Annotated in this window: 20 protein-coding genes and 2 pseudogenes; 7 read left to right on the top strand and 15 right to left on the bottom strand. The window is 68.3% G+C overall.

What is annotated here, in order from left to right:
* Nucleotides 1-227: 227 nt before the first annotated feature.
* Entirely contained in the window at nt 228-743 is a 516-nt protein-coding gene (locus ACWIHY_RS35745; protein ID WP_454380586.1) for a hypothetical protein, read from the bottom strand.
* 842 nt (nt 744-1585) lie between these two features.
* Between ACWIHY_RS35745 and ACWIHY_RS35740 the strand changes: the two genes are divergently transcribed.
* Both ACWIHY_RS35740 and ACWIHY_RS35735 read left to right on the top strand, forming a co-directional pair.
* Nucleotides 1586-3115 carry a serine/threonine-protein kinase gene (locus ACWIHY_RS35740; protein WP_454380585.1) on the top strand — a complete coding sequence of 510 codons (1530 nt, stop codon included), beginning with the start codon at nt 1586-1588 and terminating at the stop codon, nt 3113-3115.
* Nucleotides 3116-3135: 20 nt separating this feature from the next.
* Nucleotides 3136-3834 (top strand): hypothetical protein, encoded by a 699-nt coding sequence (locus ACWIHY_RS35735; RefSeq protein ID WP_454380584.1) that lies wholly within the window; start codon nt 3136-3138, stop codon nt 3832-3834.
* 339 nt (nt 3835-4173) lie between these two features.
* Here the strand turns inward: ACWIHY_RS35735 and ACWIHY_RS35730 are convergent, their stop codons facing one another.
* From ACWIHY_RS35730 to ACWIHY_RS35715, 4 genes are all read right to left on the bottom strand, one after another.
* On the bottom strand, nt 4174-4422 hold the full coding sequence (locus ACWIHY_RS35730) for a hypothetical protein (protein WP_454380590.1): 249 nt from the start codon (nt 4420-4422) through the stop codon (nt 4174-4176).
* A 196-nt stretch (nt 4423-4618) separates the two neighbouring features.
* On the bottom strand, nt 4619-4870 hold the full coding sequence (locus ACWIHY_RS35725; RefSeq protein WP_454380583.1) for a hypothetical protein: 252 nt from the start codon (nt 4868-4870) through the stop codon (nt 4619-4621).
* Nucleotides 4871-5260: 390 nt separating this feature from the next.
* Nucleotides 5261-5389, bottom strand: coding sequence for a hypothetical protein (locus ACWIHY_RS35720; protein ID WP_454380582.1), 129 nt, complete (start codon nt 5387-5389; stop codon nt 5261-5263).
* Nucleotides 5390-5462: 73 nt separating this feature from the next.
* A complete protein-coding gene (locus tag ACWIHY_RS35715) occupies nt 5463-5879 on the bottom strand; it encodes a DUF6300 family protein (protein ID WP_454380581.1) in 417 nt (138 codons plus the stop codon).
* Nucleotides 5880-6050: 171 nt separating this feature from the next.
* Here ACWIHY_RS35715 and ACWIHY_RS35710 point away from each other — a divergent pair, with 171 nt between their 5' ends.
* The 3 genes from ACWIHY_RS35710 (at nt 6051) to ACWIHY_RS35700 (ending at nt 8630) form a co-directional block, all read left to right on the top strand.
* A complete protein-coding gene (locus ACWIHY_RS35710; protein WP_454380580.1) occupies nt 6051-6614 on the top strand; it encodes a hypothetical protein in 564 nt (187 codons plus the stop codon).
* Between the two features lie 413 nt (nt 6615-7027).
* Nucleotides 7028-7744, top strand: coding sequence for a transposase family protein (locus ACWIHY_RS35705; RefSeq protein WP_454380589.1), 717 nt, complete (start codon nt 7028-7030; stop codon nt 7742-7744).
* 34 nt (nt 7745-7778) lie between these two features.
* Nucleotides 7779-8630 carry a transposase gene (locus tag ACWIHY_RS35700; RefSeq protein WP_454380579.1) on the top strand — a complete coding sequence of 284 codons (852 nt, stop codon included), beginning with the start codon at nt 7779-7781 and terminating at the stop codon, nt 8628-8630.
* Nucleotides 8631-8658: 28 nt separating this feature from the next.
* On the opposite strand, the gene ACWIHY_RS35695 is transcribed toward ACWIHY_RS35700, so the two are convergent.
* The 3 genes from ACWIHY_RS35695 to ACWIHY_RS35685 form a co-directional block, all read right to left on the bottom strand.
* Nucleotides 8659-9111, bottom strand: coding sequence for a GNAT family N-acetyltransferase (locus ACWIHY_RS35695; protein ID WP_454380578.1), 453 nt, complete (start codon nt 9109-9111; stop codon nt 8659-8661).
* A 543-nt stretch (nt 9112-9654) separates the two neighbouring features.
* Nucleotides 9655-9858, bottom strand: coding sequence for a cold-shock protein (locus tag ACWIHY_RS35690; protein ID WP_069934205.1), 204 nt, complete (start codon nt 9856-9858; stop codon nt 9655-9657).
* A gap of 849 nt (nt 9859-10707) precedes the next feature.
* Nucleotides 10708-11001: a WhiB family transcriptional regulator gene (locus ACWIHY_RS35685; protein ID WP_454380588.1), complete on the bottom strand. Its 294-nt coding sequence runs from the start codon at nt 10999-11001 to the stop codon at nt 10708-10710.
* Between the two features lie 303 nt (nt 11002-11304).
* Here ACWIHY_RS35685 and ACWIHY_RS35680 point away from each other — a divergent pair, with 303 nt between their 5' ends.
* Nucleotides 11305-11973, top strand: a complete 669-nt coding sequence (locus tag ACWIHY_RS35680) for a hypothetical protein (protein ID WP_454380577.1) — start codon at nt 11305-11307, stop codon at nt 11971-11973.
* 318 nt (nt 11974-12291) lie between these two features.
* Here the strand turns inward: ACWIHY_RS35680 and ACWIHY_RS35675 are convergent.
* Together ACWIHY_RS35675 and ACWIHY_RS35670 are read right to left on the bottom strand one after the other, a co-directional pair.
* A pseudogene (locus ACWIHY_RS35675) lies at nt 12292-12417 on the bottom strand (transposase family protein); the annotation flags it as partial.
* Nucleotides 12418-13404: 987 nt separating this feature from the next.
* Nucleotides 13405-14049, bottom strand: coding sequence for a transposase (locus tag ACWIHY_RS35670; RefSeq protein WP_454380576.1), 645 nt, complete (start codon nt 14047-14049; stop codon nt 13405-13407).
* 182 nt (nt 14050-14231) lie between these two features.
* Here ACWIHY_RS35670 and ACWIHY_RS35665 point away from each other — a divergent pair.
* Nucleotides 14232-15366, top strand: a pseudogene (locus ACWIHY_RS35665) (helicase associated domain-containing protein); the annotation flags it as partial.
* On the opposite strand, the gene ACWIHY_RS35660 reads toward ACWIHY_RS35665, so the two are convergent.
* From ACWIHY_RS35660 to ACWIHY_RS35640, 5 genes are all read right to left on the bottom strand, one after another.
* Nucleotides 15338-15745: a hypothetical protein gene (locus ACWIHY_RS35660; RefSeq protein ID WP_454380575.1), complete on the bottom strand. Its 408-nt coding sequence runs from the start codon at nt 15743-15745 to the stop codon at nt 15338-15340. The pseudogene ACWIHY_RS35665 and the gene ACWIHY_RS35660 overlap by 29 nt on opposite strands.
* A 281-nt stretch (nt 15746-16026) precedes the next feature.
* A complete protein-coding gene (locus ACWIHY_RS35655) occupies nt 16027-16335 on the bottom strand; it encodes a hypothetical protein (RefSeq protein ID WP_454380574.1) in 309 nt (102 codons plus the stop codon).
* Nucleotides 16336-16586: 251 nt separating this feature from the next.
* The gene (locus tag ACWIHY_RS35650) at nt 16587-17522 is read right to left on the bottom strand and encodes a hypothetical protein (protein ID WP_454380573.1); all 936 of its coding nucleotides are present in this window, start codon (nt 17520-17522) and stop codon (nt 16587-16589) included.
* A gap of 1076 nt (nt 17523-18598) precedes the next feature.
* A complete protein-coding gene (locus tag ACWIHY_RS35645) occupies nt 18599-19351 on the bottom strand; it encodes a hypothetical protein (RefSeq protein WP_454380572.1) in 753 nt (250 codons plus the stop codon).
* A gap of 281 nt (nt 19352-19632) precedes the next feature.
* Nucleotides 19633-21126 carry an NB-ARC domain-containing protein gene (locus ACWIHY_RS35640; protein WP_454380570.1) on the bottom strand — a complete coding sequence of 498 codons (1494 nt, stop codon included), beginning with the start codon at nt 21124-21126 and terminating at the stop codon, nt 19633-19635.
* Nucleotides 21127-21236 lie beyond the last annotated feature (110 nt).

Below are 21236 nucleotides of genomic sequence, written 5' to 3'. Positions count from 1 at the left end.
GACCTTGCCGAGTTGATTCCGTGAGATACCAGTGCAGATAGGATGCGAGAGAGCCGTACGGGCCAAGGATCGCTTCACAACTTTCCCAACCCGTACGGCTCACTGCATGTCACGGCCTGATCAGCACTTGGTTTCGTACACCACGTCGTAAGCGCACGTTCTGACGCCGATGTTCCTCAACCCCCGATTTCTACTCGACCCCGGCTATCCGCAGTTCATGAGCTTGGTCAGCCAACCGACTTGGACGCTCCGCACCCCCATACACCGCTCTTCCAGGAACACATGGTCGCCTTCCCGCTGATAAACGTGCCGGGGAATGACTTCGTGCGCGTAGCGAAGGTGTACGACGCGCCGTTGTTGACCGTGGCGAACGAAATGTTGTAGTTGCCGGTCGTGGTAGTCACGTTGACGTAGAGGGCACTGGAACCACTGTAAAATCCTGTGTCCTCGATGAATCCATTGGCCTTTACAGCCTGGCTTCCGACGACCACCGAGCCGCTGTAGTTGCCATCGGAGCTGGAGAGGGTGACTGCTTGCTGGGCGGATGCTGACGCTGGTGAAACCATCGCAAAGGCTGCCGCAGTCGCAGCCATGGCCGCTCCGAGACTCTTGAGCAGGCGCAAGGTCTTCCTCCTTCGTAGTCCTGCTGAGCGTTCGCCGAGCAGGACAAAACGGATGTCTTCACACGTCGCGGATCGACGGTTGAAGTTCAGGATCAGCCCACCGTGTTGAGAGTGATTCATCGACGCAGCGGGCTATGCCGTGGCGGCCGTTTTGGCCAGCCAGGCACTACACAGACTGCTGACCATCGACAGGTGAAGCAACGAAAGCCGGCTGTCCCGGACAGTCCCCGACTGTCCGGGCTGGTCCGGGCCTTGTCCGGATTGCGTCCCGGACAGAGCCGCCGCAGTAAATCCGGCATTTACTGCGGCGGGTGACTGGCGGCCTGCCGAGCGACGGAAGTCCGATAAGCCGACCTCGAAGTGCCGCCATCCGCTGCCCTGTTGACCTCACCCGAGATGCGAAGCCAGAACATCACGCTGAGCTACTTGTCACTTCGTGGCAGCCTTCGAAAGTGCAGGGCCGTCAAGGCCCTGGTGTCCTAGCTCAGACACCAGCCGCAAGGTAACCGGCGGGTAGCTTTCGCGTCGTCAGACAGCCCGTTTCCCGGTCCCGGAACCCTCGTTGGGCCGATCGAGTGACTCTCCAGCGTGATCCGCCTGCGGGTGGCACGCATCCCGTGGGTTGGCATGGGGAGGGGCGGTCGTGCGTCAGGAGTGGTCGGGCGGCCGCCGGGTCCGGCTCGTACCGGTCAGCCGGCGGGCGTGGCACCGAGGGCAACAAATAATTGCTTGGGTCCTCTGTGGCGGCGGTGGTGTGTGGAGGGTGCGCTTGTTATCCCGTGCTGCATATATTTGATTTCCTGTAGGGAATCGACCGTTTCTGACAGTTTCCAGTTCATGGCTATGGCTGTTACAAGACTGCGAAATGCCAGGTCGGTTTTTCTGCTCGAAAGGCTGGCAACATTTCCCTGGGTGCTCCTCATCGGGGGCACCTGTGATCAAAGTGGATCACAGGGGGAATTGTGGCAGGAGCAAGTTATTCCGCCGGGGCGGAGGCCGGGCCGTGCGTCGATGAATGGACCGTTCCCGGCTACACCGGGGAACGAGTGCTGGGCGCCGGGGGAAGCGGCCGAGTGGTGGTCGCGCAGCACTCCGCGACGGGTCGGTACGTCGCGATCAAGTACCTCAAGGAGGAACTGCGCACGGATGCCGGATTCCGCAGGGCCTTCCGGACCGAGGCCAAGCTGCTGAGCGGCCTGCGGTCGCCTCATGTGACGGCCCTGTACGAGTACGTCGAGGCGGAGCAGGGGTCGGCCATCGTCTTGGAACTGGTCGCGGGTGCGGCGCTGCGCGAGTTGCTGAAGCAGGAGGGTCGCACTCGGCCGGAGGCCGCGCTGACCGTGCTGAAGGGCTCTCTCCTGGGTCTCGCCGCCGCGCACGGTGTCGGCGTGGTGCACCGCGACTACAAGCCCGAAAACGTTCTGGTGGACCGGGACGGCCGATCCAAGCTGGTGGATTTCGGCATCGCGGCGCGCACCGGTGACCGACGTGGTCTCAGCGGCACGATGCCGTACATGGCGCCCGAGCAGTGGGAAATGCGGGGCGCCACCGCGGCCGGCGACGTCTATGCCGCCACCGTCACCTTCTACGAATGCCTGACCGGGAAGCCCCCCTTCGAGGGGAGCGAGCCCTGGGAACTCCTCTACAAGCACTGCAACGAGCCGGTGCCGGTGGACCGCGTTCCGGAAGAGGTACGCGATCTGGTGCTGCACGGCATGGCCAAGGACCCGGACCGGCGTCCACAGAACGCCGAAGCCTTCCTGGAGGAACTGGAGCAGGTCGCCGGCAGCGCGTACGGACCTGACTGGGAGGAAGGCGGTCAGGACTACCTGGCCGCGCTGGCGGCAGCCCTCCTGCCCCTGGCGGTCTCGCGTATCCACCCCGGCCTGGTGGGCGGATCGGCAAACCTGGCCACTACGGTGCTGCCGGGACGCCGCCGTTGTCTGCGGCGCATGCGCGGAGAAGTGGTCACCGGAGTCGCCGCCCTGGCGGTGGCGGGCCTGCTTGCCGTGACGCCGGGAGGCTGGGCGGGAGAGGACGAACTCCGTACCGGAAACCAGGCGCAGGCCGTCACCACGCTCGATCCGCCCGACGACACGGGACGGCGGGCGGGCACGGTTGCCGACACCGACGCCGACACGGACCCGGGCGCCGGCTCCCGGTCCGGGGGCGGCGGCCGTGAGAGCGCGCCGGACCAGGAGGACGGCACAGGAGGCGGGGACACCGACGCCCCTGACACAGCCTCGGACGGCGAGGGTGGTGCCGGTCGTGACCCCGGCTCCGCTCAGGGGGACCGCAGGGTTCCTGAGCCCGACCCGGAGCCCGACCCGGAGCCCGACCCGGAGCCCGACCCGGAGCCCGACCCGGAGCCGGAGCCCGACCCGGAGCCCGACCCGGAGCCGGAGCCCGACCCGGAGCCGGAGCCCGACCCGGAGCCGGAGCCCGACCCGGAGCCGTCGGGCGAGACAGGCGTGCCAGGCGAGCCCGGCTGACCCGACCGAAGGGGTGAGGCATGACGGACCGAGCCGAGGGTCCGGGGTTCCCGTGGGAGTCCTCGGACCCGGAGCTGCCGCCGACGGTTCAGGATCCGGACCTGCAAACGACCCTCAGGGACGTCGAGGGCGATGACGACGACTACACGGCCACCGCCCTCGACGACCACTGGGTCAGCGGACCACAGGAGCACGCCGACGACGACGGCCTGCTCCGTTTCGGCCCGGGTGTCCCGCCCATGGGCGTGGGAGAGGCAGCGGCCCGCGTCTGGCACGGCGCCCCGCCGGACGGCGGTCAGCAGAAACGGCAGGGCCGTCTGCGCTGGTTGCGGAGGTATCGGCTGGCAGGGGTGGTGCTCGTGCTGGCGGCGCTCTATGTCTTCTGGCCACGGCACACGGCCGACCTGCGCGTCACCGGGGTGACAGCGCACACCGCACCGGTCCTCGGATGCGACCGGACCGCCGAGCTGGTCGCGGTGGTGAGCACCAACGGGGAATCCGGCACGATCGTCTACCAGTGGAACCGGAGCGACGGCACGTCCTCCGCGCCCCTGGAAGAACGGCTCGGCGAGGGACAGCGCGAGACTCGCCTCCGGCTGCTGTGGACGTTCCACGGCGTGGGAACCAACAAAGCCACAGCCAAGCTGATCATCACCTCGCCCGCTCGGCATATCGTGTCGGCGTCCTTCACCTACCGCTGTCATGAACGCGGTGGGTGACAAGGGCGGCGGCAGTGCATCCGAACGGGAGCAGGAGGCGTCTACGCCGATATGGACGACCATGGTGTGGACCTGGAGAACAGCCCGCGCGGCAGGCGCCCGACGGATGTCTGGTCACGGCGATCCGCCTTCCGGTGCGGATCGTCGTACTGGTGCGGATACTGTGGGACGCGCTGGTCGTCGGTGGGCGGTTCTGAACGACACGGTGCTGAGGCCGCTCGGGCGGGCGTTGCTGTGGGTCGGGCGGGCCGTGCTCGTCCACCAGACGGTCGAAGATCCGCTGGGCGGTATGCCGCTGCTTGGCTGGCGCGTCCAGATCCGTCTGCAGAATTCCGTCGATCAGCGGCTTGAAGCCGCGGTGCCATCCGTACGGCCGTCGCCGACCACCTGCCCGAGTACACCACCGTCGACCATGACGTCCCGGCTCCGGAGCTGCCGGTCCTCCTCGACATGCCGGGCAAGCTCGCGGATTTCCTCCGCGCGGCCGACCTGGAGCCCGCCGAGCGCGCCGCGCTCGACCAGGGCGTGACCGTACGGCGTGGCCAGGGCTACACCCTGCGCGTCAGCGCCGCCCGCGGTCCACCGCACGCTCCTCGCCCGCTGCCAGCCCCTCGACGCAACCCCCAACGCCCCGGCGAGCCCGGCGCAGGGTAAGGCCCGCCGCGAGTACGCGAACCGCGTCAAACACCCTCGGTGAGTAACCGGACCAAAGGCCCGCACCAACGGCCTGAGCATCACTCGCAGCTACTTTGCGGCTGGTGTCTGAGCTGGGACACCGGGGCCGTCAAGAGCTGGCGGCGGCGAGCCAGGTCTGAATGTGGGACTGAATCACACTGATGAACTCAGGGTGCTTGTAAAGGTAAAAACCGACGCCGAACAGGATCAGCAGGCCGAAGACATTGCTCCTGCCCGAAGAGCGTGCCTGCGACCCTCGGATATGTGCGTCACGCGCTCGGGCCGCGTTCTGAGCAGCTATCTGATTGGCTTGCTGGGCTTGCTGAGCAGCCCGCTGTGCCGCGCCCGGGTCGATTGGCATGAGTTCCTCCCACGATGCGCACATGCTGGGCGTCAGCGATAAATGAGACCAACCGCGCCTGCGGGCAGGGCCAAGCCCTGCACTACTCCACAGGCCGCCGCGACGTCCGGGGCCTCTGGGTCCAGGCCTGCGTAGAGGACCGTGGCTGTACCGGTTGGAGCTGATCACGCTCGGCAACGTCTCCAGCGGCCATCGACGGCCAGGAGCGCACGAGCTGGGACTCTGGTACGCCGCCAGAAGCAACGCGGAGTGGAAGGGGCGTGACATCGGCTGCGGCCGGTCGTTGAACCCGGCAGGTCAAGCGAAGTGCACAGAAAAGCCCCGGGAGTCATGGCCCGGGGCTTCGTGCTGTCAGCCCACCCGCCCATCCCGGCCCCGCCCAGGGCAGGTTCAGGTGCCGCTCTCGGCGACGGCCGCCCAAAACTCCTGCGTCATCAGCGGGACCGAGCCGCGCTGCACGGGCGCCGGGCCCGGTTCGCCCCACACCTTGTGCAGGGCCGCGCGCACCTTGTCGTTCATCGCCTCATCGACCACAGCCCGGTACTCCCCACCAATCAAATACCGGTCAGAGAGGCAGGCTCTAGCCCCCTGCTCAACCTTCCCCTCGCGGCACGAGGCGCAGCTGTGCCGGTGGGCTGGGCGGGGCTTCGGGCTGCGGGGCGCGGGCCCAGCCGTAGGCGTCCATGGTCTCGGCCTCCCAGTCCTCGAACAGCTTCGGCAGCGCCTTCGGATCGCGGTCCGGGTCCCGGTACCACTGGATGAACGCGCGGGCCGCAGGACGGCGGGCGTCACAGGCCGGGCACAGTTCCATCCACTCGCCGGTGGTGAGCGGGCCGTGCCAGTGCAGCAGAAGTTCGCCTCCGCAGAGGGAGCAGGGCCGGGCCGGCTGTTCGTCTTCGTCCCGGTCGGGGTACAGCCGGGCGAGTTCTTCGTCGCTGACGTCGTCGAGGTTGCCGACGTGGCAGAAGGAGCCGTCGGGGCGCACCACGTAGCGCCAGGTGTACGCCATGCAAGCCCCCCTTTCGGGGTGGAGCGTGACGCGAACAGCCACGATCCGCCCGCCTGCTGATCAGCGTCAAGGGGTCGGCACATGTCCGCCGTCCTGGCGGCCCTGGTCCGTCCGGGTGAGCAAGTGTCTCGGCTGCGGTGTCCGGGCGTGCGGCCCCTCTAGCGTGCGGCCATGGAATCCACCCCGATGCCCGAGCCGCTGCGGCGGGCGATTCACCAGCTGGTCTCCGAGGCGGTCCAGAACTGCCAGGAGGTGCTGCGGTACACCGAGCCCGACCAGGCGCACACCTGGAAGCGGATGACGCTGTACCGGGCCACGGACGCGGCGGACACGATGAACATGGCGGCCATGCTGATCGCCGCGTACTGCGAGCGCATCGGCATGCCCGAGGAGACCCTCCAGTCGTACCTGCAGACCACGCAGCAGCAGAGCCGGGCGAGCGGACCGCGCGAGTCGGAACGGCAGGAGCTCGCCGGTCTGCTCGGCGAGCCCGCTCCCGATGTCAGCGACCGTGAGGCGCGGTTGTGGTTCGCGTGGGGTCGGCGGCATGCCGACGATGCGCTGACGCCCGAGGACGACCCGCAGGCGCTTTTCACCGAGGCGTGCCTGCATGGACTGCGGGCCCGGCTGCGCGACGACATCGACTCCCTGGACAGTTACCTCCCGCCGCAGATTGCGGCGATGGCGCGAAAGGTGGCCGACGCCCTCGAAGTGCCCCAGCCGGCCACGACCTGACATCACGTTCACGGCGTGGTGGCACGTCGCCACTCCAGCAGCCGTGCTGCGGGGATTTGTGTTGGCACAGCTGGCCACGGCGAGGGTCCGACCGCCACTGCGGCCGGACCCTGGAGGCAGGCTCGGTTCGAACCGTTCCACTCACGCAGCCATGTGCCCCCAAGACTCGCCCCTTAACACTCTCAAGGATGGGTGTTCCGGCTCTCAGGAGCGCCGCAGCGCCGGGTTATTGCCAGGCGCTGCGGCGCTCCCGCAGCGCACAGATCTTGGGGAGTCGTCGCGGAGGGTGACCGTACTGTTCGATTGCGAGAGACGGGTTCGCGTGGGACCGCGTACGCCCTGTCGTCCGACGATCGGAATTGACGCTCCCTCAGGTATCTGCTGGCCGCTGCTGCGGTCGCTTGTGGACGGTGATGGTGCTGGTCATGCTGACCGATGCACCGTTCTGGGACTCGTTGGTGTTCGCCGGGATCGACGATCTGGATGTCGAGGCAGTGACGGCCGTGTTCGGCACGGTCGAGGTGGTGGCGAGAGGCCGCGCGGCCGGCTCTGCATGTCCGGACTGCGGCTGCTTCTCGGGCCGCGTCCATGACCGGTACCAGCGCAGGCTGAAGGACCTTCCGCTCGCTGAACAGGGCTTCGTGATCCTGCTGACGGTCCGGCGCTTCATCTGCGGAGCGCCGGAATGCCCGCGCCGCACGTTCGCCGAGCCGTTCTCCCGGCTGGCCGCACCGCACGCACGGTTCACCACGCGGCTCAACCACGCCTTGGAGCGAGTGGGGCTCGCGCTGGCAGGCCGGGCCGGAGCTCGGCTGGCCGCCCAGCTGGGATTCGGCGCGGGACGCATGACCTTGTTACGCAGGGTCATGGCGCTGCCTGATCCGCAGTTCAGTACTCCGCGTGTGCCGGGCGTGGACGACTTCGCGATCCGTCGCGGCCAGACCTACTCCACCGTATTGACCAGCGTCGAAGACCATCGCGTGGTCGACGTGCTCCCCACCCGCGAGGCCGGGCCGCTGGCCGCGTGGCTGATCCGTCACCCCGGCGTGGAGATCATCTGCCGGGACCGGGCCGGAGCCTACGCCCGAGGGCGCTCGGCGCGGTGCCCCCGACGCTCTCCAGGTCGCTGACCGATTCCACCTCTGGCAGGGTATCGGCCGGGCCGTGGAGACCTGCGTTGCCGCCCACCGCGACTGCCTGCGCAATCCTTCGACGAGCGGCCTGCTGCCGGAGGCCCGAGGGGCTTCCGGCAGGCCACCGGACGCATCGGAGCCCGTCGGCCGACGGGCCGAGCGGAAGAAGGCAGCGCACGAGCTGGTCCACGAGCTGCTGGCCCAGAGTCATTCACGCCGGGCGATCGCCCGGCACCTGGGCTGGGGCCTGAACACGGTGCTCCGGTACGCGAACGCCGCACGCTGGCAGGATACCTTCCGCGAGAACCGCCCCCGGCCCAGCAGACTGGACCCCTACAAGCCTTACCTGGAGCGACGATTCGCCGAGGGGTGCACCAGCGTCACCCAACTCCACAGTGAACTCGTTGCCGACAACGCGCCCGTCACATACCAGATGATCCGCGCCCACATCGCCACCCTCCGCGGGGCTCCGGCCGGCGCGCCACCGCGGCCGCCGACGGTGCGGCAGGTGACCGGCTGGCTCACCCGGCACCCCCCGACCCTGAGCGAGGAAGACCGGGCCGTCCTAAAGGATGTCCTGGCGCGCTGCCCCGAACTGGACACGGCCGCCGGGCATGTCCGCGACTTCGGCGAGATACTCACCGACCGCCTCCGCTCCACACTCCCCACCTGGATCGACGCAGTCGATGCCAGCCAGCTACCGGGCCTCACCGGCTTCGCACTGCACCTGCTCCGAGACCTCGACGCCGTGACAGCAGGGCTCACTCTCGACTGGAGCTCCGGCAGCATCGAGGGCGCCGTCAACCGCATCAAGAAGATCAAGCGGCAGCTCTACGGCCGCGCCGGATTCGAACTACTCCGCAAGATGATCCTCCTCCAGTAGCACTTCGCAACTCCTCAAGATCTTTTGCCTATGGAGCCGTGTCGCGCAGGTCGGGGCGGTTCCTTGGCAGTCCGAAGCCGGCCATCTCCTTTGCCTCGTAGGACAGGAAGCCCAGGCTCCGGTAGAACGCGTGGTTGCGTTTGCCCTCTGGTGACGACTCGTGGTCCGTGGACAGGAGGAAGAATCGGCAGTGGGAGTAGCGCCGCATCAGGTGCTCGACCAGTGCCCGGCCTACCCCCTGCCTGTGGTTCGACGGATTGACCACGACGTCCTGGACGTAACAGATGTGCTCGTCGTCGGAGACGGTCCGGGCCAGTCCGAGGAGCGTTCCCGATCCGTCTCGTGCCGTGATGACGAGGTGAGAGTTCACGAGACCACGACAGAGCTTGTCGACGTCGCTGGTGTAGCCCTCCCAGCCGACCGAGTCGTAGAGGTTCAGCATCTCAACAGGATCGAAAACGCCCTCTTCTGCTATGAACATGTCGATCCCCTATGCGCTGGTGCCACTTCTCACCGTCAACTCGACACCACACACGTCGGGCACGTCAAGATCGACTACCGCCGGACCCGACCCGGCCGCCTCTCGCCGACTCCCCGGCTCGTGGACGGGTCCTGGGGAAACGGGCAGGGCACGCGGCCGTCTCATGAGCCACTCACAATCGAACGCTGCGATGACGCTCCGCGACGACTCCCCAAGATCTGTGCCAGAACCCGGAAGTCGTGAACAAAGCCAGAGCCCCGAGCGCCGCAGCCGAAAGGCCGACGCGCCCGTTCAGCTGGCTCAGCGTGCTGTGGGATGCCAGTCGTCGTACGGTCTGGCGTAAGGCCGCTTCTTTGACAGGACTGGCGGCTGCGGCCCTGCGTTTTCATTCGCACGTTGCGCAGGGCCGCACACATCGCAGCATGAGCGGGTGCCGCATCCCCCGCGCTCCGAACCCCCGGGCAGGCCCGCGTGTGCCGCTTCCGGGTATGCGGCAGGCCCTCGGAGCGCGCTCCGAGGGCCTGGATGATCTCGCCTACGGGATCAGGCGGGGGTGATGTTCTCCGCCTGCGGGCCCTTCTGGCCCTGCGTGATGTCGAAGGTGACGGCCTGGCCTTCCTGGAGCTCGCGGAAGCCAGATGCGTTGATGTTGGAGTAGTGCGCGAAGACGTCCGGCCCGCCGCCGTCCTGCTGGATGAAGCCGAAGCCCTTTTCGGCGTTGAACCACTTGACGGTTCCGCTGGCCATGCTGCTGCCTTCCGTTGATATCCGGACCCGCACCGCGCGGTCCCGGAGGTGCCGTGGTTTGTGCTGCACAGCAAAATGCCCGCACCGGAGCGCGGGCAGGTACTGCGAACCACGACATCTGCCAGAACGCTACACCGCGGAACCGCTCGTCACCAGAGAGCAACGGTCCCGGGCCCGCACGGCCCTTGAGCTGCGGCGTGGATCCCCACGGCTCTGCTCAAAGTCGTCAGGGCGCATGGGGCTCGGGGCCCGTGCGCGGTCAGTCTGCGTTGGAGCGGGCCGGCTGTTGTCGGCGTACTCGTTGCAGTAGTGCTCAGCCAGGTACGGATGAACGTGCTCAGTTTGGTGGCCGTCACGGTGCCGGTCGAGGGCTCCTTGCCGTTTGGGCCGGCGAGAACGCATGATCGACTGATGCGCGGTGCCTTCGACGACGTCCCATTGACCACGCTCCTCACCCGCCTGTCGCCTGCTGACGTGGAAGCCCTGAAACTGCGATCAGACCACGTCGGTGTCGCGTTCGATTGGAGAGCCAGTTCTTCAGCCGGTAGCTGGGGCCGTTGATGGAGACGAGGACAAAGGGGCCTGACGACAGATATCCGGCCGAGAGGCTGAGACCGGCCGCGGACGGGTTGTTCCTGGGGACGGCTGTGGGGCCCGGATCTCACTCGCGGGCCCCACGGGGCCAGGGAGCCCTGACCATCGGCTCCGCCAGCCTAGCGGCCGCCTCCCGCGTTGCGATGCGCCCACCCCCGTACTCAAGCCGACATCTGGCCGGTGGCTCGGCCCTGGGTCAGGGCGGAGAAGGAAGCCGTCGCACGGAAACCGTCAGCGGTGCGTGGCCGGCCTCCATCAGCTTGCCCGGGGCTGCTCGTGAGCGGATCGCGCCGCTTCCAGCACCTGCCGCCACGATGTCACATGGGGGCGGCGGCGCAGCAGTGCTCTGCGCTCGCGCTCGGTCATGCCGCCCCACACCCCGAACTCAATGCGGTTGTCGAGGGCTTCGATGAGGCACTCGGTACGAACGGGGCACCCGGCGCATACCGTCTTGGCCCGGTTCTGCCGCGTGGCGTCTGCGAACAGTTCTTCCCGGTCGGAGCTCCGGCAGGCCGCGCCCTCACCCCACTGCGCACTCGAACTCGTCATCTCGTCCCCTCCCCCATCGAGGCCCCGCCTCACCCACGAGCCTATGCCGCAGCCGGGTCGCGCCCCTCCCCCGGTACCGCAGGGCAGAGGATGGTTGTGCCGGGTGTCTGGCGGGCTGTCGCCGGGGTTGGTTCCGGTCGCCCGGGTGGCGGACGACCGCAGCACCATTGCACGCAGGACAGTGAGTTCGGCCCTGGAGCCCATGTACCCGCAGGAGTGCAGATCGCGCAGGAAGGCAACCACAACCACTGAGGGTGGGTAGCATCCGGCGGCAACAACCAGGTACGAGGAAAGTGAGTTGCTGTGGCCGAGAAGCCGGACAACGCCCCCATTCAGAGCAGGTACGCGGAGCAGTATGCCGCCGATCTCAAGGCGAACCGTGAGGAGCAGGCGGAGCTGCGGGAGCGTCTGAAGCAACTGCAGAGCGATGAGAATTGGCTGGTGGCGCAGCAGCAGAGCGCACCCGTGGCCGAGGAGTCTGGTGCACCGGCCGAGGCTGCCGCACCCCGGGTTGTGCCGCGGCCGCGGCAGGAATCGAAGGTGGCTGCCGCTCCTTCCGGTGTCAAGAAGAGGGCTGCGCGCACTAAGGCGTCGGCCAAGGGGGCGGCCGCGCCGAAGAAGAAGGCGGTCACTATCAAGGCGCCGGTGAAGAAGGCGGCCAAGGCAGTCGCCGAGGGCACGAAGAACGCTGTGCCGCCGCTGCACGAGGTTGTTCTGGGCCTTCTGCGTGCTCAGCCTGGGCATCCGCACCTGGCCCGCGAGGTCCACGCCGAACTGGCCCAGAAGCACGGCCGGTCGACCTCCATCCAGGTGGTGCGCAACAGCCTGGAAAGCCTCGTCAAGAAGGGGAGTATCGAGAAGGAGAACAAGCAGAACTCGGTGATGTACACCGCGCCCGCGGCCGCCGATGCCGCGTCGGCGCCCGAGCCGGCCGCCGAGAAGGCGAGCGAGAAGGTCCCGGCGCACCCCTAGTCGCTCATGCGGGGCCGTGCGCTGGTGGCGTCCCGCGAGACGAAGACGCCTGGGCGCCGGCACGGGACTGACCCGCAAGTGGACCAAGCCACGAGGCCAAGGACACGAGGCGGCAATTTGTCGGTGTCGCTCGTCACGCACCGGGCGCTGGTGTGATCCTTGGGCTCGTGGCTGAAGACAACACGCAGCATCAAGGCGACGCATCGGGGCAGGTGACGCCTGTTCGAGTCGAGGTCGAACGCGACCGTACCGACGGGTCAACCCTGGCAGCTGTTCGGCGAAGGTCCGCCGCCCGCACGAGATGACCGGGCACAGGAACCTGCGGACGCGCAAGCAGAGAGCGACCCATCTGCCTCCGCTGGGCACATCAGCGGGAAAGCGCAGGTAGGAGCTGTGAATCCGCCGTGACCAGCTCCCGCATCCGGGACAGATGGCCCCAGCCACTGTGCTAGGGGCTTCTATGTGTACCGCCTCGTCGTTCACGTCGACCGACAGCACCGCCACGTCGTCGATCGACGGGAACAGCAACTTCTCCAGCCGGAGCACCACTTCTTCCACGGGCCGAACTGTCAGCCACACCGCACCCGGTACGGGTCAATTCCGGGCAACTTCCCCGGGGCCCACTCTCCCGACAGCCATCACTCAGCGTTCACCTCCACGGAAAGTGAGCCAGAACCAGTTTTGGTTCTGGCGCTAATTCCGTGATGCGGTCACTCTGTGTCAGGTCATGAGGACGCACCTTTCGAAGGTGATCGAATCTAGCGCGATCGATACCTGGCGCTCGATCGTCCTGTGCGAGTGGTATCAGCTGCCACCACTGGCCGGTTCCTGGGGGTCGGACAGCGGAGGACGGCGCACTGGCGCCTCGGTCATGGGCTCGCCAGCTGCAAGCATGTCCCTTGCAGTATTAATAAAATCGAGACGCGCGGCCTCCATAAGGTCTCTGACTCTTCCCCAGGCCATCTCATCAGCGGTCTCGCGTTGGATGAACTGATTGCTGTGCCTCCAAAAGACCTCATCCATGCGCGCCGCTGCGGTCACCATTGGCGGTTTACCAACCAGCCAGATGGTGCCCAACGCGATGTTCCAAGCTGTCCAGTCGACTGCTCCGCCTCCCTTCCAGGCACGCCGAATCGCAACTTGGACCCGCGTGGACTCGGTAACTACGGCAGCGCACGCATCAATTTGCCGATCCCGCGTCTTATGTTGTTTCTGAGAGCGGTTAGTGAGCATCGCACCAACAACAACGCCAGTGAGCGTAGCCAGTACGCTTCCTGCGCTTGAGGCCACGATTCCCCAGTCAACCAAGGCCTGCCCCTTTCCTGAACCGCGGCGTCCTGCGGGATCGCACGTCGCCGCTAGGACTCTGCCCCGCGGTTCGCAACCCGTCATACCACGACCCAAAAACAGACCAGCGACGGTGACTCAGTGTCAGGCCATAAGGACACGCTTGCGGAGGAGTTCGAATCCGGCGCGGCCGAACATTTGGCGCTTGAGCATTTTGATGCGGTTGACATGGCCTTCGACGACGCCTGAGCTCCAGGGCAGGGTGAGGCCGGCGGTGACGGCCTCGCGGTCGCGGTCGATGCCGTCGGCGAGGGTGTGAATGGTGGGCAGGTCGTCATGCCGGACGGCGTCGAGCCACTCCGTCAGCCGTTCGCCCTCCCGCTCGGTGAGCATTCGGGCGAAGGACCGGACGTGCCTGGTGAGGGCGTCCAGTTCCGGGCAGTGGGCCAGTACGGCCTTCAGCCGGAGTTGTTCGCTCTCTGTGAGGCTTTGGGGGTGCCGCAGAATCCACCCGGAGACAGTCCGAGGAGTCGGCGGCCGGGCAGTGACGAGTCCAGGTGAGAGGCGTTTCTCCCGCAGGTATGCGCGAACTCGCTGGTAGCTGCCCTTGTAGCCGAACGGCATGATCTCTTCCCACAGCGCCCAGGCATTGGTGCATCCCTGGTTCCAGCGGTCGTCCAGGTAGGGCTTGAACTCGTCGAGGACAGTGGGGCGGTTTTGCCACTGCCCCTGGAAGAGGTCTTCGGGGGCTGTGGCGTCGGCCAGGCGTTTGACGGTGCGATGAGTCATGTGGAGCTGGCGGCCGATCGAGCGCCGACTGTGGCCAGCCGCCAGCAGCGTGTGGACGGTGGCATGCCTGTCCCGGATACGGTCGGCGAACCGGTGCCCTGTTGGCCATGGCGATCCGGTCATCTCCTCGGGCGGTGGAGTCGGAGGAACGGACTCGGCCGGCTCACGAGCCAGGACCCCTCCGCGCCCTTTCACGCAGCCCGCGGGCCAAACCGGTGCACGTCGAGCGCGATGACGACGAACAGATCGTCGGGGCCGGCGGCGAGGGCCAGAACCAGGACGAGACGCAGGGCGCGGTGGCGTCCGCGCTGCTGCACTTCTCCAGCCCGCGCGACCCTGCGACGATCGCCGCCTTCCTGCGCACCCGGGTCTACCGGCCGGAGTCCCTCGTCTGACTCGAAGGGTTCCAGGCCCTGCGCCGCTGGCGGACCGAGAACAGCATCACCGGGCTGTACGCCGTGCCGTACGACGTTGAGGCCGAAGTCGGGGTCACGAACGCTTTTCCGCTGGGCAGGTGGGTGCACCAGCAGAGGCGCGCGTACCGCGCCGGCGAACTGGAACAGCACCGCAAGGAGCAGCTGGACGACGAAGGCATGGTGTGGGAACCGGGCGATGAAGCGTGGGAGACCAAGCTCTCGGCCCTTCGCAGCTACAACCGCGCCCACAACCATCTTGCTCCCCGGCAGGACGCCCTCTGTGGCCAGGGGCGACAGCGAGCTGGTGCCGGTCGGGCAGCACATGGCCAACCTGCGCAGGAAAGGCGGCCTGGGCAAAGACCCTGAACGGGCCGAACAGCGCGCCGCGCAACTCGCCACCGTCGACCCGGACTGGCACTGCCCCTGGCCACTGGACTGGCAGCGCCACTACGCCGTACTGCGCGACCTGGTCGACGCCGACGGCACCCTCCCCCAGATCCAGCCCGGCGTCCTCTTCGAGGGCGATGATCTGGGGAGGTGGCTGGAGCGGCAGCGGCAGGCGAGCACCTGGGCACAGCTCTCCACCGAGCAGCAGGAACGGCTGACCGGACTCGGCATCAAGCCTGCTGAACGGCCCTCTCCCGCGCCAGCCCGGAAAGGCCCGGGTGGACCGGGGAGGGTGTCTGCGGCCTTCCAGCGAGGCGTATCCGCCCTGACGCAATACGTCCAGCGCGAAGGGACCCATGCCGTGCCGCGAGCGCACACCGAGCAGGTCGTCATCGACGACCAGGAACACGTCGTGAAGCTGGGCATCTGGCTTTCCAACACCAAGACCCGCCGGGACAAACTCACCGCCCCCCAGCGAGCCGCACTTACTGAACTGGGCGTCGACTGGGCGTAAGCGCGGGGAACGTCAGCTGCGGGCCCCAGCCGATCCCGGTTCCGGCGGCCCCGGCGCAGATGCCACCTGCGGCGACCAGCTGGGCGCGCGGGTAGATGAGCGGGACCAGGGTGAGGTCCCGCTGCTGCGGGGCGGGCATCGACGCCTGGTGGAGGTAGCCGGCGGGCAGCATCTCGCGCGGCACGGCCATGAACTGGTTGCCCGGCGCGGGAACCCACACCATCGGCTCCCGCTCGCCGGAGAGCTCCACCGTGCCGGTGGAGGCGGCGAGGATCTGGAGCGCGCGGGCCTGCGCCATCGCTTCGGCCACCGGGTCGACGGCGGCGGGCGGGGTGGCGACGGCCACCTCGTAGGGGCGCTGCCTACCGGACTCGTACATGGCGGTGGTTCCTCTCTTCAAGCGGGCCGCCCGCCGCACCGGAGTGCACCGGACATGACAGGGCCTTCGCCGACGTGTACCGCGACACCCTGTATCGCTGGGCGAGCGCCCGGCCCGAGACCGACGATTTAACCGACGGTCACGGCGGATCCGCTGAGAGATCCACTCACACGACCTGTACACCCACGGACTCCTGACACAACCGTGACCAAAGGATCGCAGCGTGACCGACCAAACAGCCCACAGGTTCGATTACGCCATCAGCGGCATGTCACAGATCGTCACACCGGGTGGCTCCCAATCTCATTGCCGGAACAGTGGCTCCCGCTCTCGCTGCCCCACCGGCTCTGCTTCACCCTGTCAAAGACAAAGTGCGCGATGTGGGCGAACAGGTGCTGTGAGCAGGTGCGGTACAGGTCGTCGGTGAAGGTGTCGGGGTGCAGGCCGTTCGCGATGAAGGCCAGGACTCGGTTCTCGGCGCTGGCCTTCGCCTGCGCCGGCGACCACTGGGTGGCGGTGCAGTCGGCGGGCGTCAGGCGGGTCAGGGTGCGCGGGGGGAGGGCGTGCGGTCGGAGGGCAGCGGAAGGCACGGAACGTCCCGTCGTCGAGGCTCGGTTGGGGGGCGTGCGAACGCCCTTGGGTGCGGGCCCGAGGGAGCAGGGGGATGGTCACTGCTCCGCTCGGGGCCGCTAGGGGTGAGGATGGCTGGGCGGACGCCAACCCCCGCAACCCGGCCGGCCGAGCCAGGCGGTGGGCCGGGGGGCCGCCGCCCTGCACCCCCGGCGGGCGCAGCGGGAGCAGGAGGATGGTGGCGGACCGGCCGGACGTGGGGCGGGCGGGTTCAGTCCGTCTGGGGGGCGTAGGTGTGCGGAGCGAGGACGGCAAGAGCGTCGGCGAGCGGACCGGACAGGGCGGGCGGTAGGAACACCTGCTTGAGGGCGGTGAGGGCGTCACGGGGGGCCATGTCCGGCAGCTGGAGCATGAGGTCGCGGTCGTGGTCGTGGTCGTGGTCGTCGGGGGCACCGGATGCCGTCTCGCGGGCGGCGTCCAGGACTGCGTGGAACAGGGCGTCGGCCGTCTCGGCGGCCGTCCGGGTCGCGGCGGGCGCGGGCGGCGGGGTGCTGGTGGTGAGGGCGGCGAGGTGCGGGGCGACGCGGGCGGCGGCCTGGTCGGCGCGGTCGTGGAGCTCGGCATCGGACAGGCGCCGCACCAGGAGACGGGTGTCCTGGTCGGTGACCTCGAAGCGCGGGTAGTCGTGGCGCAGCACGGTCCTCATGCGGCTGTGGTCGCGCTCGCGCCGGTAGGGGTCGGGACCGAGCGCGGTGAGTTCGACGACGGGGCCGAGTTCGGGGTGCTCCATCTCGCGGGCGGTGAACCCCTGACGGGCGGTGTCGGAGCGGGTGTTGTGGCGCAGGCGGGTGAGGTCGTGCGGTGTGAGGTAGGCGGCGATGGTGTCCGCGCGGGCCCGGGGCGCGGTGGTGGAGTGGTGGAGCGGGGTGCGGAGTTCGGTGTTGACCTCGGCGTTGGTGTAGGGGGTGGCGAGGGGGGCGACCGTGTAAGTGCTGTAGGGGGTGAGGTGGGCTGCGGCCCAGGCGCGGGCGTCGTCGTCGGTGGCGAAGGGGCCGTAGGAGTAGAGGGCGACTTGGTCGCCGGTGTGGTCGGGGTCGGTGGCGACGATCATGAAGGTGTTGGTGCGGGCGCCGCCGACAAACTGGGCGTCGACGGTGCCTATCGGCTCCTGGTCGAGGTTGAGGAGGGTGGTCAGGTGCAGGAACATGCCGGGGCTGCCTTCCGGGAGGGGATGTTCAGGGGGCCGCACGGGGCCGCGGTGGTGGGCGTGTGGTGCGGCGGGTGGTGACAGGGTCGGGGCGCGGCCGGCTAGAGCGGCAACCCCGGCCGCGGGGCGCAGGCGTTGCCCTCGCACGGCGCGGCTCGGTTCGGCGGGGCGGGGCACGGGTCGGGGCGCGTGCGGTGGGTTCGGGTACGGCAAACGCGAAGGCCCACCCCGGGGCGGGGTGGGCCTTGTACGCGCGGTGCTCGGTGGTCAGTTGGCGGGTGCGTCGTCCTGGTCGGGGCTCCTGCCGTGGCAGTCGCCCCGGTAGACGTCTCCCTCTATGTAGGTAATCACCGATCCGTCGGGGGCGCGCATCGTGTAGTAGATCGAGGACTCCGCCCAGATGGTTGTCCAGCCCGGCGTGCAGGGCGGCGTTGACGGTCTCGTCTCCCCCGGAGCCGCCGAAGAATCCGGGGGCTGTCCTGGAGTCGGATGCCAGGATGCGCAGGACGTCGTCCGCGTTCTTGGCGGTTCGAAGTTCCTTGAGCTGCTCGGCGATCACTGCCCAGAAGGTGTCGAGCATGATGCGTCTCCTCGTTCACGTGGTCACGGGGCCGGTGCACCCCTCTCTTCGCTCCGGCCTGGGAGGAAGAGAGGGGTGAAGGCGTAGCGGTCCGGGCGGGGCCGGTGGCGTACGTCTGCGGTTGGCCTGACGTTCTCGAGCGGGCGGCCAAGGCGCGCAACCCGCCGGCCTGCCGGGCGGAGGGAGCGCGGCCAGGGGGCGGCGGCGCGGCCCAAAGGGGGCGCGGGCGGGAGCTGGCGCGCGTGCCAGCGCACGAGGAGTGGGCGCCCCCGGGGGCGCGTGGTGGCTGCACCCCGGGGGGCCTAGGTCGTCGGGGCGGGGGCCGGGCACGCGGACGGCCCGCCCCGCGGGTGCGGGACGGGCAGGGGTCGAGCGGGGGTGGCCGGGCGCGCCTTGCGGGAGATGCGAGTGGGTTTGCCCAGCTCCTTGGCGACGTCGGCGCCGGCGTAACGGGTGGCCAAGGGGGACGACGACGTAGTGGTGAAGCCGTTGGGAGTCAGGTGGGGTTCGGCTCAGCGTGTGCGGCGGCCCCCGCGCCCCGCCTCCGCCAGTGGGCGAGCTGGTCTTTCGTTCTCAGGGTGCTGTGATGGTGGGGCCCATGCTTTTGCATCCGGACAACCAATAGCTCGGCCAGGGCTTCGGCAGCTCCGGCCGCGTCTCCAGCCTCGCCCCGCCGAATAGCCATCCAGTAAGCAAGCTCGTTCTGCGTACGCAACATGTCGGTGTGGTCGGGCCCCTGGATCCGCAGGTGGTCGGTGAGCAGTTCGGCCAGGCCCTCGGCAGCTCCGGCCGCGTCTCCAGCCTCGCCCCGCCAGCGGGCCAGCCAATAGCGGGCTCCCAAGGTGTCTGGATGGTCGGGTCCTTGGATCCGCAGGTGGTCGGTGAGCAGTTCGGCCAGGGCCTCGGCAGCTCCAGCCGCGTCAGCCTCGCCCCGCCAGACGGCCATCCCAAGGCGGGCCCGCAAGGTGCTTGGGTGGTCGGGCCCTTGGATCCGCAGCTGGTCGGTGAGCAGTTCAGCGAAAGCCTCGGCAGCTCCGGCCGCGTCTCCAGCCTCGCCCCGCCACCCTGCCAAACAGGACCGATCGTTCAGGGTCTCGGGGTGGTCAGGGCCGAGAGCCCGAACCCGGTCTGTCAGAAGCTCGGCCAAAGCCTCCGCAGCTCCGGCGGCATCCCCCGCGCTCCCGCGCCATTCCGCGATGCCGTGGCGAGTTTCCAGAGTGCTGGGATGGTCGGGTCCTTGGATCCGCACCTGGTCGGTGAGCAGTCCGGCTAGGGCCTCGGCAGCTCCGGCCGCGTCTCCAGCCTGTCCCCGCCATCGGGCAAGACCGGTGCGAGCGTTCAGAGTGCTTGGGTGGTCGGGTCCTTGGATCCGCAGGTGGTCGGTGAGCAGTTCGGCGAAAGCCTCCGCAGCTCCGGCCGCGTCTCCAGCCTCGCCCCGCCATCGAGCAAGACCGATGCGAGCGTTCAGAGTGTTAGGATGGTCGGGTCCTTGGATCCGCAGCCGGTCGGTCAGAAGCTCAGCTAGAGCCTCTACCGCACCGGTTCATCGCCAGCCTGTCCTCGGTTCGCGGCAAGGTTGTCCCGAGCATCCAGGGTCTCAGGGTGGTCCGGACCGAGAGATGCCCGAGCCCTGTCCACCAGATCCTGGAAGTGCCTCACGGCAGCGGTGAACTGGCCCGCCTTGCTCAAGCTAACGCCAACGTGCATAAGCAGGTGATGGTGCTTACTCCCGCTGAATAGGGCGTCTCCAGCGCAGTGGATGACGGCTTGTGCGTTGGCTCTCAGGGTCTGAGCCAGCGGGAGGTGAGGGTCGGGCCAGTCCTCGAGTAAGGCGTCACTGGCGGCACGGACGGTCTGGCTACGGTCCTGAGGACTGAGAGTGTCGCGGGTGGCGCGTTGGATGAGCTGGTGAATGCGCACTGACTGCTGTGGAGAGTCGGGATCGTGGTCGATGAGGCTCAGACGGTGCAGAGCACGGAGTGCGCCCCACACGTCCAGCTCCGTCACTTCATCCGCGGTGCTCTGCTCGGCTACAGCCTGGGCGCGGTGCTGAGCGAGATAGGCTCGGGCAGGCCCACTGATCAGGATGCTCTGGGGAATGCCGTTCGGATCCAGCATGGCAGCGAGCTGAAGCGCGGGGCGGGCGAGACCGGCGGGGTTGAGGTTGTCAGCGCGTTCGATCGACAGCGACCACGTAGCGCCCAGGGTGGCGCCCTGGTCGTCCGGCAGCGTGCCGGGCTCGGGCAGCATGCTAGCGAGGTTGGTTGCGCGGTCGGCGAGCCGACGGCGGTAGCTGGGGCACTGCCGGTGGGTACATCGCGAGCAGCCGATCGAAATGCCGGCATCGACGATGTAGGCAGCAGCCTGCGAGAGGGCTAGCGGCAGATGGCCAAGGTCCTGGGCCAGCGCACGGATCTCGTCCGGGTCATCGTGCCGTCCGTGCTCGGCAAGGAAGTCAGTCAGGTAGGCGACTGCCTGATCTGGAGTGAATACCCCGAGGTCGATCCGATGGCCAGGCAGAGCGACATCGCGCCGGCGCGTGGTGACCACCGTGCGGCCGTGTGGGTTCTTCGTCGGCCACAGCCCGGTCACGTCAACGGGGTTGGCGACATCGTCCAGGACGACCAGCCATCGGCACGCGGGCTCGGATCCTGGCGGCTTAGGTTCAAGCCATCTCAGGAACGCCTGTGCGGATCGCTCGGGGTCACCAGGTTCGAGGGCGAGAAGTTCTTCGGCAGCCTGGGCGTATGCGGAGACGATGGCGGGGCGGCTGCTGGCGCTGACCCAGACCAGCACATCCAATTCGCCCCCAATCCACGCCTGCCGGGCGTAGTGGGCGGCGAGCTGGGTCTTGCCGACGCCGCCGGTGCCGCGTAGCACCTGGCACAGCACCGCGGTGCCGCTGCTAGTCACCGCGGCCCGCAGCTGGTCGGTCTCGTCTCGTCCCTGGAAGGCCGCTGCTTCGCGGGGAATGACACCGACCTGGTGCGGCCAGGGGACCGGCTCCCGCCCATGCACGTGCACGGTCGTGATGTCGCCGCTGTGGTATCCGCTGATCCATACTCCTGCTGGCCCGGAAGTCGCTTGACCTGTGTCCCGAACCTCGGTACCCCGCCGTCCCGCCATACCGCTCC

Source organism: Streptomyces sp. NPDC055287 (genome assembly GCF_053646035.1).
The sequence above is the reverse complement of the archived record's forward strand: the minus strand, read 5'-3'. Positions and strand labels throughout refer to the sequence as shown.

What these genes read in the sequence shown, in the direction of transcription:
- ACWIHY_RS35745 (WP_454380586.1), bottom strand. Translation starts at nt 743, where the DNA reads ATGAATCACTCTCAACACGGTGGGCTGATCCTGAACTTCAACCGTCGA.
- ACWIHY_RS35735 (WP_454380584.1), top strand. Translation starts at nt 3,136, where the DNA reads ATGACGGACCGAGCCGAGGGTCCGGGGTTCCCGTGGGAGTCCTCGGAC.
- ACWIHY_RS35725 (WP_454380583.1), bottom strand. Translation starts at nt 4,870, where the DNA reads ATGCCAATCGACCCGGGCGCGGCACAGCGGGCTGCTCAGCAAGCCCAG.
- ACWIHY_RS35720 (WP_454380582.1), bottom strand. Translation starts at nt 5,389, where the DNA reads ATGAACGACAAGGTGCGCGCGGCCCTGCACAAGGTGTGGGGCGAACCG.
- ACWIHY_RS35715 (WP_454380581.1), bottom strand. Translation starts at nt 5,879, where the DNA reads ATGGCGTACACCTGGCGCTACGTGGTGCGCCCCGACGGCTCCTTCTGC.
- ACWIHY_RS35710 (WP_454380580.1), top strand. Translation starts at nt 6,051, where the DNA reads ATGGAATCCACCCCGATGCCCGAGCCGCTGCGGCGGGCGATTCACCAG.
- ACWIHY_RS35705 (WP_454380589.1), top strand. Translation starts at nt 7,028, where the DNA reads ATGGTGCTGGTCATGCTGACCGATGCACCGTTCTGGGACTCGTTGGTG.
- ACWIHY_RS35695 (WP_454380578.1), bottom strand. Translation starts at nt 9,111, where the DNA reads ATGTTCATAGCAGAAGAGGGCGTTTTCGATCCTGTTGAGATGCTGAAC.
- ACWIHY_RS35690 (WP_069934205.1), bottom strand. Translation starts at nt 9,858, where the DNA reads ATGGCCAGCGGAACCGTCAAGTGGTTCAACGCCGAAAAGGGCTTCGGC.
- ACWIHY_RS35685 (WP_454380588.1), bottom strand. Translation starts at nt 11,001, where the DNA reads ATGACGAGTTCGAGTGCGCAGTGGGGTGAGGGCGCGGCCTGCCGGAGC.
- ACWIHY_RS35670 (WP_454380576.1), bottom strand. Translation starts at nt 14,049, where the DNA reads ATGACTCATCGCACCGTCAAACGCCTGGCCGACGCCACAGCCCCCGAA.
- ACWIHY_RS35660 (WP_454380575.1), bottom strand. Translation starts at nt 15,745, where the DNA reads ATGTACGAGTCCGGTAGGCAGCGCCCCTACGAGGTGGCCGTCGCCACC.
- ACWIHY_RS35650 (WP_454380573.1), bottom strand. Translation starts at nt 17,522, where the DNA reads ATGTTCCTGCACCTGACCACCCTCCTCAACCTCGACCAGGAGCCGATA.